We start from the raw sequence: 13,892 nt of genomic DNA on the forward strand, positions 1-13,892 counted from the left end.
AGACCCCAAACCCTTCGTCTGGCGCAAGACCGCGGAGGAGATCCTCGACTCCCTCACCAAATATATGGCGAAGATTTCCGGACCGGCACACTAGAGTGCGGCGTTCTTGTCGAACTCGGTGCCGAGTTCCTTCGCGACGCGCTTGAGCAGCGGCACGATGTGGTCGGCCGACTCGAGGGTGACGCGGGCCGCGGGCCCGGAGACGGAGATGGCGGTGGGCGTCGGAGCGTTCGGCACCGGCACCGAGAAGCAGCGGACGCCGATTTCCTGCTCGCCCTCGTCGATGGCGAAGCCGCGTTGCCGGCTCAACTCGAGATCGGTGATCAGCATGTCCGGGTCGGTCAGCGAATTCTCGGTATACGTCGTCATGCCCGTCCGGCCGACCAGTGAGCGCACGGCGTCGTTCGACAATTGCATGAGGATGGCCTTGCCGACACCGGTGCAGTGCGGGTACACGCGGCGGCCGACCTCGGTGAACATCCGCATCGCATGCTCGGACGGCACCTGTGCGACGTAGACGGCCATGGTGCCGTCGAGGACGGCCATGTTCGCGGTCTCGCCGGTGCCTCGCACCAGTTCGGACAGGTGCGGCCGCGACCACGCGCCGATCAGTTGCGTGGCACTCTCGCCGAGCCGAATCAGCTTGGGGCCGAGCGCGTAGCGGCGCGTGGGCAGTTGCCGCACGTACCCGCGGTTCATCAGTGTGCGGATGAGCCGGTGGATCGTCGGAAGGGGAAGTCCGGCCAGTTCGGCGAGTTCGCTCACGCCGATGGACCCGCCGGCGCTCGCCATGATCTCGAGTATGTCGAATGCGCGCTCGACCGACTGCACGCCGCCGGCCGCGTTCTGACCGTTCGTCATGTCTGGCTCCATCCTCTGACTGCCTCGGGGTGCCTCCCCCGGGAGCCCCCCATTCTTTCCGTCAGGCGGAAAGGGCGCTCCGTATGACGATAGCGCGGTTGCGGCGGATCGTGCCGATTCCTTCGCTACATCGGTTGACAAACCGCGGTGTGACGGCGTTCACTATATCGAGATACGAAATACAACTTCCATAATATGGAAAACACCAAGCCCCGAGGGAGGGCCCCGTGTCTGAAGTCGAAATCGCTGCGAAACCCACAAAGCAGCGTTGGTACAGATCGCTTTTCGTCCAGGTGCTCATCGGCATTGCCCTGGGCATCACCACCGGAATCGTGTTTCCGGAGTTTTCCCATCACCTGGCGCCACTGGGTGAGGGGTTCATCAAGCTGATCAAAATGGTCGTGTCCCCGCTGATCTTCCTGGTGATCGTGACCGGAATCGCCAAGGTCGGCAGCATGAAGGCGCTGGGCAAGATCGGCGGTAAGGCGCTGCTCTGGTTCACTGCCGCGACCACGTGCGCGCTCGGTCTCGGCCTGCTGGTCGGCAACCTCGTCAAGCCGGGTAGCGGCCTCAACATCGACCCGGCAACGCTGGACACCACCGCACTGGACGAGAAGACCCAGGGCGGGCACCTGCCCGGTGGCGTCGAGTTCGTCATGCACATCATCCCGACCAGCGTGTTCGACGCCTTCGCACAGAACAATCTGCTGCAGGTACTGCTGTTCGCGGTGTTGTTCGGTGTCGCTCTGGCGTCCTACAGCGAGTCGGCCCCGCCGATCCTGATGGACGTGATCGACCAGACGCTGCACGTCATCTTCCGCATCGTCGGCTACATCATGTACCTGGCGCCGCTCGGGGCATTCGGCGCGATGGCCTTCACCGTCGGCAACTACGGGGCCGGCTCCCTCAAATCCTTCGGAATGCTCATCCTGGCGTGCTACGGCGCGGCCGTGATCTTCATCGTCGTGCTGTCGATCGTGGTCAAGCTGATCACCGGCGTGAATGCGTGGAAGTTCATCAAGTACTGCCGCGAGGAGTTCATGCTCGCCCTGGGCACCGGTTCCTCCGAAGCCGTCATGCCCCGCATCATCAAGAAGCTGGACAACGCGGGCTGCGACCGCGCCGTCGTCGGTCTGGTAATCCCCACCGGCTATTCGTTCAACCTCGACGGAGCCGCGATCTACCTGTCGCTGGCGATGATGTTCCTCGCGCAGGCCGTCGGTGTCGATCTCGGCTTCGGTGAACAGCTCGCGATCATGGGCATCCTGATCCTCAGTTCCAAGGGGATGGCCGGTGTACCGGGCTCCGCGTTCGTCGCCCTGTCGGCGACCGCCGCCGCGATCGGCGCGTTCCCGGTGGCCGCCGTCGCGTTGCTGCTCGGCGCCGACCGGCTCATGGACTCCATGCGCGTGTTCACGAACCTGCTCGGCAACTGCCTCGCGACATTCGTGGTCGCCAACTGGGAGGGTCTGCTCGACAAGGACAAGATGCGAGCGGTTCTCGACGGCAAGGTGACACCCGACGACCCGGACGACGTCACCATGCACCCGCACCCCGGGCACGAACACCTCGAGACCACACCGGCCCCGCCGGCGATCGAGAAGCCCGAAGCGCTGACCGTGAACAGGACCCCGGAAGGAACGGTGAACCACCATGCCTGACACCCAGCCCACCGTCGGTCTCCTCGGTACCTGGGGTTATCACGGTCTGCTCGACGACGCCGAACAGATCTCGGTCGACACCCCGTACGGTCCCACCTCCGACAACATCGTCCTGGGATCCTCCGGCGGCCGCCGGCTCGCGTACCTGACCCGCACCGGGCGGCACCGCAACATCCCGCCGCACCGGATCAATGCCCGCGCGAACATCTGGGCACTGCACAGCCTGGGTGTGCGGACCATCCTCGCGCCCACCCCCTCCGGCTCCCTGCGACCGGCGATCGGTGTCGGGTCGGTCGTCGTCCCCGACCAGTTGGTCGACCGCACCTGCCGCACCGACGACACGTTCCACGACGACGACGTCCACATCTCCTTCGCGGACCCGTTCTGCGTCCGCGGGCGGCAGGCAGTGGTCTCGACGCTCCGCCGGAGCGGCTGGGTGGTCAACGACGGCGGTGTTATGGTCGCGATCCGCGGCCCCCGATTCTCGACTCGCGCCGAATCCCGCTGGTACGCGGCCCAGGGCTGGGACCTGATCAGCATGACGCCGTATCCCGAAGCGGCGCTGGCCCGGGAACTCGGCATGTCCTACACCTGCATCGCCCTGGTCACCGATCACGACGTCATCAGCGACACCCCGTGGCCGGTCACCCAGGACCTGGTGCGTGAAGGACTCGATGCCAACACCAAGCGACTGCGCGAAGCGCTGCTTCAGGTCGCGATCGAACTGGCAGACAGGCCTGAAACGACGGCAACTGCCCACGGAAGAAGGAGCTGACGAATGACCGAATTATTCTGCAACGGTGGAGCGATGCGTGGCGGAAACCTGCATCACAACGTGTCTGCGCACACGTTCCTCGGCACGGTACGGACCGCACCGAACTACCGATTCTTCTCCGTACGTGACGAATTCCCTGCCCTCCTCCTGGCGGAGACCGGTGGCGCCTCGATCGAGGGCGAACTCTACGACGTGCCGATCGGCGACATCCGCACCGACTTCCTCCCCGAGGAGCCCGAGGAACTCGAGCTCACGGTGATCGAACTGTCCGACGGCCGTTCGGTTCTCGCGGTAGGACTGCGACCGGGCCTGCTCGAGAGCAAGGCCGGTGAGCTCACCGAGATCACCGATCACGGCGGCTGGCGACGCTACCGCGGTCTGCCCGAGCCCGACAACACCACCGTCTCCTGAACACCTCGAAAGCGAAAGAACAGCCGATGGACACCACTGCCTACACCCTGAACTGCTCGATCCTGCTCACCGACGTGCCGCTCCTGCAGCGCCCGCAGGCCGCCCGGGACGCCGGATTCGACGCCGTCGAATTCTGGTGGCCGTTCGACACCGCCGTACCGAGGGACAGCGACGTCGACGCCTTCGTGGCCGCGATCGAGAACGCCGGAGTGCAGCTCACCGGATTGAACTTCGCCGCGGGCAACATGCCGGCGGGAGATCGCGGACTGCTGTCCGACCCGGCGCAGGTGTCGGCGTTCCGCGACAACATCGACGTCACCGTCGGGATCGGAGAACGGCTGGGCACCAAAGCCTTCAACGCCCTGTACGGTAACCGCATCGACGGCGCGGATCCGAAGATCCAGGACGACACGGCCACCGAGAACCTGGCCCAGGCGGGCAAGGCTGCGGATCGTATCGGTGCGGTCGTGCTCGTCGAACCGGTCAGTGGCACACCGGCCTACCCGCTGAAGACCGCGGCCGAGGCGATCGCCGTGATCGACCGGGTGAAGACCGACCACGGTGTCGATTCGCTCCGGCTCCTCGCGGACCTCTACCACCTCGAGGTCAACGGCGACGACGTCGGCGCCGCGATCGATACCTACGCCGACCGGATCGGGCACGTGCAGATCGCGGACGCGCCGGGACGCGGCGAACCCGGCACCGGGACCCTCGACATCGACGGCCACCTGAAGCGACTGGCCGGGCACGGTTACCGCGGATACGTCGGACTCGAATACAAGGCGACGCGGCCGGACACGTTCGACTGGCTGCCCCGCGAGCAGCGCGCGACCCGCGCCGGCCGCTGACCCACCACCACCCTTCGACGGAATCGAGGAGACTCGTGAGCACTATCGCATTCATCGGACTCGGAATCATGGGCAGCCCCATGGCTGTTCATCTCGCCAAGGCCGGCCACCAGGTGGTCGGATACAACCGCTCACCGGAGCGCACCGCGGCACTCGTCGAGGCCGGGGGCGCCGCGGCGGACTCGATCGCCAAGGCCGTCGCCGGTGCCGATGTCGTGGCCGTCATGGTCCCCGACTCGCCGGACGTCCAGGCCGTCCTCGCCGGTGAGGACGGTGTGTTCGCGCACGCGCCGGCCGGCGCCCTGATCATCGACTTCTCCAGCATCCGGCCCGACGTCACCACCGCACTCGCCGCGCAGGCGGTCGAGCGTGGCTTCCGGCTGATCGACGCCCCGGTCTCGGGCGGTGAGGCAGGCGCGAAGAACGCGGCCCTGTCGATCATGGTCGGCGGCAAGGACGAGGACTTCGCCGCGGCGAAGCCGATCCTCGACGTCGTCGGGAAGACCGTGGTCCACGTGGGCCCGAACGGGTCCGGGCAGACGGTGAAGGCCGCGAACCAGTTGATCGTCGCCGGCAACATCCAGCTCCTCGCCGAGGCGGTCGTCTTCCTCGAGGCCTACGGTGTCGACACCGCGGCCGCCGTGGAGGTACTCGGCGGCGGACTGGCCGGATCGGCCGTCCTGAACCAGAAGGCGCAGAAGATGCTGGACCGCTCGTTCGAGCCCGGGTTCCGCATCGACCTGCACCACAAGGACCTCGGCATCGTGACCAGTGCCGCCCGTGAGGCCGGTGTCGTGACACCGCTCGGCGCGGTCGTCGCCCAGCTGATGGCCTCCGCTCGTGCGAACGGTGATGGCGGCCTGGACCATTCGGGACTGCTGCGTGGAGTGGAGCGGCTGTCCGGCCGCCCCTCCCAGTGACCCGTTTCAACTCGTAATCCTCGATGGAGAAGTGATATGCCTCGTATGCGCGCCGCTGACGCAGCGGTCAAGATTCTGGAACTCGAAGGCGCCACCCAGGCGTTCGGCCTCCCCGGTGCGGCGATCAACCCGTTCTACTCGGCTATGCGTGATCACGGTGGGATCAAGCACGTCCTCGCCCGCCACGTCGAGGGTGCCTCGCACATGGCGGAGGGATTCACCCGCGCCAAGGCCGGGAACATCGGGGTCTGCATCGGCACCTCCGGTCCCGCAGGCACCGACATGATCACCGGCCTGTACTCGGCGATGGCGGACTCGATCCCGATCCTCGCGATCACCGGGCAGGCCCCGGTCGCGCGCCTGCACAAGGAAGACTTCCAGGCCGTCGACATCGCGTCGATCGCAGGCCCGGTCACGAAGATGGCGATGACGGTGCTCGAGCCGGCCCAGGTTCCGGGAGCGTTCGCGCAGGCATTCCACCTGATGCGGTCCGGCCGGCCGGGACCGGTGCTCATCGACCTGCCGATCGACGTGCAGTTGGCGGAGATCGACTTCGATCCCGACACGTATCAGCCGCTGCCCGTGTACAAGCCGGCCGCGTCCCGTGCGCAGGCGGAGAAGGCACTCGACATGCTGGCCGCCGCCGACCGCCCGCTGATCGTCGCGGGCGGCGGCATCATCAACGCCGACGCCGCGGACCTGCTCGTGGAACTGGCCGAACTGCTGGACGTTCCGGTGGTGCCGACGCTGATGGGCTGGGGCACGATCCCGGACGATCACCGTCTCGCCGCCGGCATGGTCGGTCTGCAGACCGCGCACCGGTACGGCAACGCCACCATGCTGGCGTCGGACTTCGTCCTCGGCATCGGCAACCGCTGGGCCAACCGGCACACGGGCGGCCTCGACACCTACCGCAAGGGCCGCAAGTTCGTTCACGTCGACATCGAGCCCACCCAGATCGGTCGCGTGTTCGCACCCGACTACGGCATCGTCTCCGACGCCAAGGCGGCGCTGGAACTGTTCGTCGCCGTCGCGAAGGAGCGCAAGGCCGCCGGGACCCTGGCGGACCGCAGCACCTGGGTGGAGGACTGCGCCACCCGGAAGCGGACCATGCAGCGCAAGACCCACTTCGACGACGTTCCCGTCAAACCGCAGCGGGTGTACGAGGAGATGAACCGCGTCTTCGGCCGCGACACGAGGTACGTCAGCACGATCGGTCTCTCGCAGATCGCCGGCGGCCAGTTCCTGCACGTGTACAAGGCCCGCAACTGGATCAACTGCGGGCAGGCGGGCCCGCTCGGCTGGACCATCCCGGCGGCACTGGGAACGGTCGCGGCCGAGCCGGAGACGTCGGTGGTGGCGCTGTCGGGCGACTACGACTTCCAGTTCATGATCGAGGAACTGGCGGTGGGCGCGCAGTTCAACCTGCCGTACATCCACGTGGTGGTGAACAACTCCTACCTGGGGCTGATCCGTCAGGCGCAGCGCGCGTTCGACATGGACTTCTGCGTGCAACTGGGCTTCGACAACATCAACACCCAGGAGCGGAGCGAGCACGAGACGCTGCCCGCGGTGCCGAAGGGGTACGGCGTCGACCACGTCAAGGTCGCCGAGGGGCTGGGCTGCAAGGCGCTGCGGGTCACCGAGCCCGGCGAGATCGCCGGCGCCCTCGAGAAGGCACGTGAACTCGCCCGCGAGCACAAGGTCCCGGTGGTGGTCGAGGTCTTCCTCGAGCGCGTCACCAACATCGCGATGGGCACCGAACTCGACAACGTCGCGGAATTCGAGGATCTGGCGGAGAGCCGGGAGCACGCCCCCACGGCCCTCATGCTGCTGGACTAGGGGACACCGGACTTCCGCCGCATCGTCCGACGAATTCGCAACACTCAGCACACGAGGAGAATCATGACTTCCGATTTCACCGCCCTGCCCGACCTCGCCTCCCGAGCTCTCGGCGGGAGCGTCTCCGCCGCCAACGACGAACTGTTCGCCCAGCGGGAGAACCTCATCAAGGCGGAGGCCCCGTTCTTCGACCCCGCGGACTTCGGGCACAAGGGCAAGGTCTACGACGGCTGGGAGACCCGCCGCCGCCGCGACGACGGCCACGACTACGCGATCGTCCGCCTCGGTTCCGCCGGCATCATCCACGGCGTCGTCGTGGACACCGCGCACTTCAAGGGCAACTACCCGCCCTTCGTCTCCGTCGAGGCGGCGTCGATCGAGGGTTATCCGTCCATCGAGGAGGTCATGAAGGCGGACTGGCAGACCATCGTCGAGAAGTCCCCGGCCGAGGGACACAAGGAGAACACGTACGCCGTCGCCGACCGGCACCGCTGGACGCACGTACGGCTGTCGATCTACCCCGACGGCGGCGTCGCGCGTCTGCGCGTACACGGTGAGGTCGTGCCCGACCCCCGGTTCCTGGACGGGACCGTGGACCTGCTGGCTGCGGAGAACGGTGGCCGCCTCGTCGGCTGCTCGGACGCGTTCTACGCGTCGCCGGCGAACATCATCCTTCCCGGCCGGGCCCGGAACATGGGGGAGGGCTGGGAGAACTCCCGGCGCCGCGGGGGCGGCAACGACTTCGCCGTGTTCTCGCTCGCCGCGGCCGGTCGCCCCCGGCACGTCGAGATCGACACCAGCTACTACGTCGGGAACGCGCCGGGCTGGGTGCGGCTGAGCACCGCCGACGCGCGCACCGCCGACATCTCGGACGAGGGTGCGTGGACGGAACTGCTGCCGCGCACCGCCGTGCAACCCGACACCCGGCACCGGTTTGTTCTGGACGCCGCCGCCGCGGCCACCCACCTGCGACTCGACGTCTACCCCGACGGTGGCCTGTCCCGGCTGCGGCTGTTCGGCGATCTCGACGAGACGGCGCTGGCGGAGACACGGCGCACCTGGTGGGACGCGCTTCCGCAGACGCATCAGGCGCTCGTCGCCGACCAGGCGCCCCGCTGACCGAGCGCACCCCTACTCCTTCGACGAACCCGAGGAAACACCCATGCCCAACCCCAGTCCCGGCTACTCCATCACCGTTCGCGTCACGGCCCCGGTCGGCGCGGGCACCACGTCGACCCTCGCGGGGGCGGTGGCCTCCGTGAAGGGCGCCATGACCGCGCTGGACGTGGTCGAGAGCCACCCCGACCACATGGTCATCGACGTGACCTGCGACGCGTCCGACGTCGAGCATGCCGAGCAGATCGCGTCCGCGATCGCGGACGTGCCCGGCGTCGTGGTGGGCAAGGTCAGCGACCGCACGTTCCTGCTCCACCTCGGCGGGAAACTCGAAGTGGTGCCGAAGGTTCCGCTCAAGCACCGCGACGACCTGTCCCGCGCGTACACCCCCGGTGTCGCCCGGGTCTGCACCGCGATCGCCGAGAACCCCGAGGACGTACGACGGCTGACGATCAAGCGCAACACCGTGGCGGTGGTCTCCGACGGTTCGGCGGTGCTGGGGCTGGGCAACATCGGTGCCGCCGCGTCGATTCCGGTGATGGAGGGCAAGGCGGCCCTGTTCAAGCAGTTCGCGGACGTCGACGCGTGGCCGGTGTGCCTGGACACCCAGGACACGGACGCGATCGTCGAGATCGTCCGGGCCCTCGCCCCGGTGTACGGCGGAATCAACCTGGAGGACATCTCCGCCCCGCGCTGCTTCGAGATCGAGGCCCGGCTCCGCGACATGCTGGACATCCCGGTGTTCCACGACGACCAGCACGGCACGGCCATCGTGGTCCTCGCCGCACTCACCAATGCACTGCGGGTGGTGGAGAAGAGCCTCGACACGGTGAAGATCGTGGTCTCCGGTGTCGGCGCCGCCGGGCACGCGATCATCCGCCTACTGGTCGCGCAGGGGGCGACGAACATCGTGGCGTGCGGTCGGAACGGAATCCTCTCGCCCGACGACACGTCCGACTCGTTCCGCTCCTGGATCGCGAACAACACCAATCCCGAGGCCCGGTCCGGGTCGCTGCAGGACGCCCTCGCCGGTGCCGACGTGTTCATCGGTGTGTCGGCACCGGACATCCTGACGGGCAGCGACATCGAGACGATGGCGGAGCGGTCGGTCGTCTTCGCGCTCGCCAACCCGGTGCCCGAGGTCGATCCTGTCGCGGCGGGCAAACATGCCGCCGTCGTCGCGACCGGCCGGTCCGACTTCCCGAACCAGATCAACAACGTGCTCGCGTTCCCGGGCGTGTTCCGGGGTCTGCTCGACGCCCACGCCGTCGAGATCACCGACGACATGCTCATCGCCGCCGCCCGGGCGATCTCCGATTCGGTGTCCCCGTCGGAGCTCAACCCCACCTACATCGTGCCGAGCGTGTTCGACGCGGCCGTCGCCCCGGCCGTGGCGGCAGCGGTGCGCGGAGTCGCCGGCGCAGGGCGTGACGACGATGTCTGATCCGCTCGATCTGCTGTTCCGTGCCCCGCGGGTGATCACCGCGGCGGGGGAGGTCGCGCGCAGTGTGGGCGTGCGTGACGGCCGGATCGTCGTCATCGAACCGTACGGGGCCCGGCTCGACGCCGAGGTCGTCGTCGAACTGGGCGACGACGAGGTGCTGATACCCGGTCTCGTCGACACCCACGTGCACGTCAACGAGCCGGGCCGCACCGAATGGGAGGGTTTCGCGAGCGCGACCCGCGCCGCGGCCGCCGGCGGGGTGACCACGATCGTCGACATGCCGCTCAACAGCATCCCGCCGACCGTCGACGCCGCCGCCCTGGACGTCAAACGCCGGGTCGCGTCCGATCAGGCGTACGTCGACGTCGGGTTCTGGGGCGGCGCCGTGCCGGGCAACGTCCCGGACCTGCGTGCCCTGCACGACGCGGGGGTGTTCGGGTTCAAATGCTTCCTGCTGCACTCCGGCGTCGACGAGTTCCCGCCGTTGGATCCGGCGGAGCTCGAACTGGCGCTGAAGGAGATCGCCAGTTTCGGCGCGATGATGATCGTGCACGCGGAGGACGCACACGCGATCGACCGCGCGACGTCACCGGGCGGCGAGAACTATGCCGACTTCCTCGACTCACGGCCGCGGGGCGCCGAGAATCTCGCCATCGCTGAGGTCATCGAGCTGGCCCGGTGGACGGGGTGCCGGGTGCACATCCTGCACCTGTCGAGCTCGGACGCGCTGCCGATGATCGCGTCGGCCCGCAAGGACGGCGTGAAGCTCACGGTGGAGACGTGCCCGCACTACCTGTCGTTCGTCTCCGAGGAAATACCCTCGGGAGCAACGCAATTCAAGTGCTGCCCGCCGATCCGTGAAGCCGGGAACCGGGAACTGCTGTGGCAGGGCCTCGCCGACGGTGTGATCGACTGCGTCGTCACCGACCACTCCCCGTGCACGGTGGACCTCAAGCGATTCGACATCGGCGACTTCGGGGTCGCGTGGGGCGGCATCGCCTCGCTGCAGGTGTCGCTGTCCGCGGTGTGGTCGGAGGCCAAGCGTCGCGGGCACACCCTGAACGACGTGGTCCGGTGGATGGCGGAGAACCCCGCCGAGCAGGTCGGGCTGAACACGAAAGGGCACATCGCGCTCGGGTACGCGGCGGATTTCGCGGTGTTCGCGCCGGAGGAGGCCTTCGTCGTCGACGTGGCTGCCCTGCAGCACAAGAATCCCGTCTCCGCGTACGACCGGCGTGCTCTCGCCGGCGTCGTGCGCAGCACCTGGCTGGCCGGAAAACGGATCGACCTCGACGAGGCGCCCCGTGGACGGCTGCTCAGCCGCGGACTGGCCTGACCCGCCGCGCCCCTGCCCGCTGTCGCGCTGGAACGAAATATCCAGTGCGGCAGCGGGTTTGTCGTGTTCGGGGCGGTGCGCCACCAAGATATATCCTGCGGAAATCATTGACCGTCCACTGTTGCCTGGCTCACACTTGGAGGGACCAATGGAACAAGCTTTCCGTGATACGGAAGTTAGTTCGCCGCCACGCAAGGACAGGCACATGCTCATAGACGACACAGTCTCGCGGCACACCACCACCGTCGACCACACTGCCGCCGCCGGCCGTCACACGACGAGTCCGAAACTCTACAACGCGGACCTGGCACCGACGAAGGCCGCAGGCCGTCGCTGGGGTTCCTACAGCATTTTCACGCTGTGGACCAACGACGTCCACAACATCGCCAACTACTCGTTCGCCATCGGCCTGTTCGCGCTCGGGCTCGGCGGCGGCCACATGATCCTGTCGCTCATGATCGGCGCGGTCATCGTCTGCGTCGCCATGACCTACGCCGGATTCATGGGGCAGAAGACGGGCGTGCCGTTTCCCGTGATGAGCCGGATCAGCTTCGGCATCCGCGGCGCCCAGATCCCCGCGGTCGTCCGCGCGATCATCGCGATCGTCTGGTTCGGAATCCAGACCTACCTCGCGTCGATCGTCTTCCGGATCTTCCTCGTCGCCGTGGCGCCGTCCCTCGGCCGCTTCGACCAGAACTCGATCCTCGGACTGTCCAGCCTCGGATGGATCTGCTTCGTCGGGATCTGGGCGATCCAGATCGTCGTCCTCGTCTACGGGATGGAGGCCGTGCGCAAGTTCGAGAGCCTGGCCGGCCCGCTGATCCTGGTCACCGTCGGCTCGCTGGCACTGTGGATGCTGTTCCGCACCGACTTCTCCGTCGCCTGGGCGTCCGACAAGCCCGCGTCCGGCGGGGAGATGTGGCGGCAGGTCTTCGCGGGCGCGGCCCTGTGGATGTCGATCTACGGCACCCTGATTCTCAACTTCTGCGACTTCTCCCGGCGCTCCCCGTCGAAGACCGCCGTCGTGCGCGGCAACTTCTGGGGCCTGTTCGTCAACGTCCTCGCGTTCGCCGTCATCGCGTTCATCCTGTGCGGCGCCCAGTTCCAGATCGACGGGACGATCATCGACAGCCCCACCGACATCGTCGCCGCGATCCCGAACACTCTGTTCCTGTCGCTGGCCTGCCTCGCCCTCGTCATCGTCACGATGGCCGTCAACGTCATGGCGAACTTCGTCGCACCCTCGTACGTCCTGTCGAACCTCGCCCCCGAGAAGATCAGCTTCCGCAAGGCAGGCATCATCAGCGCCTGCATCGGCGTGGTCCTGCTGCCCTGGAACCTCTACGACAGCCCGGTGGTGATCAACTACTTCCTCGGTGGCCTCGGCGCCGTCCTCGGACCCCTGTTCGGCATCATCTTCGTCGACTACTGGTTCATCCGCCGCACCAAGGTCGACGTCCCCGCCCTCTATTCGGACAGCCCCACCGGAACCTACTACTACCGCAAGGGATTCAATCTGCGAGCGGTGTACGCCCTCGTACCCGCCGCCGTGGTCGGCACCCTGTTCGCGATCGTCCCCGCCTTCCATCTCGTCGCCCCCTTCTCGTGGTTCATCGGAGCAGGTCTCGCGGCGGCCATCTACGCCGTCGTCGGCGACCGCACCCGGCAGTACGTGGACGTGTCCGGCGAGTCGATCGCCGTGGACAGCGGCCACGGCGACCACTGACAGGAGATCTCGATGCGCATTCTCGTCGTCAACGTCAACACCACCACGTCCATCACCGACGCCATCGCCAAGCAGGCAGAGGCCGCGGCAGCACCCGGAACCGAGATCGTCGGGCTCACACCGGAGATCGGTGCCGAATCCGTCGAAGGGAACTTCGAGAGCTACCTCGCCGCGATCGCGGTGATGGACCGGGTGCGGTCGTACCGCGAACCCTACGACGCGGTGATCCAGGCCGGATACGGCGAACACGGCCGGGAGGGTCTGCAGGAACTGCTCGACGTCCCCGTCGTCGACATCACCGAGGCCTCCGCGAGCATCGCGATGATGCTGGGGCACAAGTACTCCGTGGTCACCACCCTCGACCGCACCGTGCCGCTCATCGAAGACCGGCTCCGGCTCGCGGGTCTCGACGCCAAGTGCGCGAGTGTGCGCGCCAGCGGTCTGCCCGTCCTCGCACTGGAAACCGACCCCGAACGCACGATCGAGGCGATCGTCGACGAGGCCGAAGCGGCCGTGCGTGAAGACAAGGCCGAGGTGATCTGCCTCGGCTGCGGCGGAATGGCCGGACTCGACGACCGAATCCGCGAACGCACCGGCGTGCCGGTGGTCGACGGAGTCAGTGCCGCTGTGAAGTTGGCGGAATCTCTTGTAGGGTTGGGACTCTCGACCTCGAAGGTGCGCACGTACGCGCCCCCGCGTCCCAAGCGGATCACGGGATGGCCGCTCGCGAAGCCCTAGTCATTCCACCGCCCTCACCCCGGGCGGACACACAGGTGCCCGACCCCGCGCCCGCAACGATGGAGTATCCCTTGCTCGAACAGGCCATTACCTCCGCCGACCGCCCCCGCGCGGGCTCCCGCGTCATCCGTGAGGGTGTTGCGTCGTATCTGCCGGATATCGATCCGGATGAGACCACGGAGTGGTTGGAATCGTTCGATGGTTTGTTGGACCG

General features: G+C 67.3%; 12 protein-coding genes. 11 read left to right on the forward strand and 1 reads right to left on the reverse strand.

Annotated elements, in window-relative coordinates; genetic code table 11:
* Window positions 1–90 precede the first annotated feature (90 nt).
* The gene (locus tag ACFU5V_RS42575; RefSeq protein WP_378434918.1) at window positions 91–861 is read right to left on the reverse strand and encodes an IclR family transcriptional regulator; all 771 of its coding nucleotides are present in this window, start codon (window positions 859–861) and stop codon (window positions 91–93) included.
* 227 nt (window positions 862–1,088) lie between these two features.
* On the opposite strand from ACFU5V_RS42575, the gene dctA reads away from it, so the two are divergent.
* The 11 genes from dctA to ACFU5V_RS42630 all read left to right on the forward strand — a co-directional run bounded on the left by dctA (window position 1,089) and on the right by ACFU5V_RS42630 (window position 13,678).
* Window positions 1,089–2,522: a C4-dicarboxylate transporter DctA gene (gene dctA, locus ACFU5V_RS42580; protein WP_378707383.1), complete on the forward strand. Its 1,434-nt coding sequence runs from the start codon at window positions 1,089–1,091 to the stop codon at window positions 2,520–2,522.
* Window positions 2,515–3,297 (forward strand): MTAP family purine nucleoside phosphorylase, encoded by a 783-nt coding sequence (locus ACFU5V_RS42585; protein ID WP_378707385.1) that lies wholly within the window; start codon window positions 2,515–2,517, stop codon window positions 3,295–3,297. Before dctA ends, ACFU5V_RS42585 begins: the two co-directional genes overlap by 8 nt.
* Window positions 3,298–3,300: 3 nt before the next feature.
* The gene (locus ACFU5V_RS42590; protein WP_378707387.1) at window positions 3,301–3,708 is read left to right on the forward strand and encodes a gamma-glutamylcyclotransferase; all 408 of its coding nucleotides are present in this window, start codon (window positions 3,301–3,303) and stop codon (window positions 3,706–3,708) included.
* Window positions 3,709–3,734: 26 nt separating this feature from the next.
* The gene (locus tag ACFU5V_RS42595; RefSeq protein WP_378707389.1) at window positions 3,735–4,556 is read left to right on the forward strand and encodes a hydroxypyruvate isomerase family protein; all 822 of its coding nucleotides are present in this window, start codon (window positions 3,735–3,737) and stop codon (window positions 4,554–4,556) included.
* 35 nt (window positions 4,557–4,591) lie between these two features.
* Complete coding sequence (locus tag ACFU5V_RS42600) at window positions 4,592–5,476, forward strand: 2-hydroxy-3-oxopropionate reductase (protein ID WP_378434929.1); 885 nt, start codon at window positions 4,592–4,594, stop codon at window positions 5,474–5,476.
* A 36-nt stretch (window positions 5,477–5,512) separates the two neighbouring features.
* Window positions 5,513–7,318 (forward strand): glyoxylate carboligase, encoded by a 1,806-nt coding sequence (gcl, locus tag ACFU5V_RS42605; protein ID WP_378707391.1) that lies wholly within the window; start codon window positions 5,513–5,515, stop codon window positions 7,316–7,318.
* 63 nt (window positions 7,319–7,381) lie between these two features.
* Window positions 7,382–8,437, forward strand: a complete 1,056-nt coding sequence (gene alc / locus ACFU5V_RS42610) for an allantoicase (RefSeq protein WP_378434933.1) — start codon at window positions 7,382–7,384, stop codon at window positions 8,435–8,437.
* Between the two features lie 43 nt (window positions 8,438–8,480).
* On the forward strand, window positions 8,481–9,878 hold the full coding sequence (locus ACFU5V_RS42615) for an NAD-dependent malic enzyme (RefSeq protein WP_276144113.1): 1,398 nt from the start codon (window positions 8,481–8,483) through the stop codon (window positions 9,876–9,878).
* Window positions 9,871–11,214, forward strand: a complete 1,344-nt coding sequence (gene allB, locus ACFU5V_RS42620) for an allantoinase AllB (RefSeq protein WP_378434936.1) — start codon at window positions 9,871–9,873, stop codon at window positions 11,212–11,214. The genes ACFU5V_RS42615 and allB overlap by 8 nt, the downstream gene beginning before the upstream one ends.
* Before the next feature lie 205 nt (window positions 11,215–11,419).
* Window positions 11,420–12,940, forward strand: coding sequence for an NCS1 family nucleobase:cation symporter-1 (locus ACFU5V_RS42625; protein WP_378707393.1), 1,521 nt, complete (start codon window positions 11,420–11,422; stop codon window positions 12,938–12,940).
* 12 nt (window positions 12,941–12,952) lie between these two features.
* Window positions 12,953–13,678 carry an aspartate/glutamate racemase family protein gene (locus ACFU5V_RS42630; RefSeq protein WP_378707395.1) on the forward strand — a complete coding sequence of 242 codons (726 nt, stop codon included), beginning with the start codon at window positions 12,953–12,955 and terminating at the stop codon, window positions 13,676–13,678.
* Window positions 13,679–13,892 lie beyond the last annotated feature (214 nt).

Source organism: Rhodococcus sp. NPDC057529 (genome assembly GCF_042802055.1).
In the GTDB taxonomy this organism is placed as follows: Bacteria; Actinomycetota; Actinomycetes; order Mycobacteriales; family Mycobacteriaceae; genus Rhodococcus_F.

Coding starts and splice junctions, on each gene's coding strand:
- ACFU5V_RS42575 (WP_378434918.1), bottom strand. CDS start 861: ATGACGAACGGTCAGAACGCGGCCGGCGGCGTGCAGTCGGTCGAGCGC.
- ACFU5V_RS42585 (WP_378707385.1), top strand. CDS start 2,515: ATGCCTGACACCCAGCCCACCGTCGGTCTCCTCGGTACCTGGGGTTAT.
- ACFU5V_RS42590 (WP_378707387.1), top strand. CDS start 3,301: ATGACCGAATTATTCTGCAACGGTGGAGCGATGCGTGGCGGAAACCTG.
- ACFU5V_RS42595 (WP_378707389.1), top strand. CDS start 3,735: ATGGACACCACTGCCTACACCCTGAACTGCTCGATCCTGCTCACCGAC.
- gcl (WP_378707391.1), top strand. CDS start 5,513: ATGCCTCGTATGCGCGCCGCTGACGCAGCGGTCAAGATTCTGGAACTC.
- alc (WP_378434933.1), top strand. CDS start 7,382: ATGACTTCCGATTTCACCGCCCTGCCCGACCTCGCCTCCCGAGCTCTC.
- ACFU5V_RS42615 (WP_276144113.1), top strand. CDS start 8,481: ATGCCCAACCCCAGTCCCGGCTACTCCATCACCGTTCGCGTCACGGCC.
- allB (WP_378434936.1), top strand. CDS start 9,871: ATGTCTGATCCGCTCGATCTGCTGTTCCGTGCCCCGCGGGTGATCACC.
- ACFU5V_RS42625 (WP_378707393.1), top strand. CDS start 11,420: ATGCTCATAGACGACACAGTCTCGCGGCACACCACCACCGTCGACCAC.
- ACFU5V_RS42630 (WP_378707395.1), top strand. CDS start 12,953: ATGCGCATTCTCGTCGTCAACGTCAACACCACCACGTCCATCACCGAC.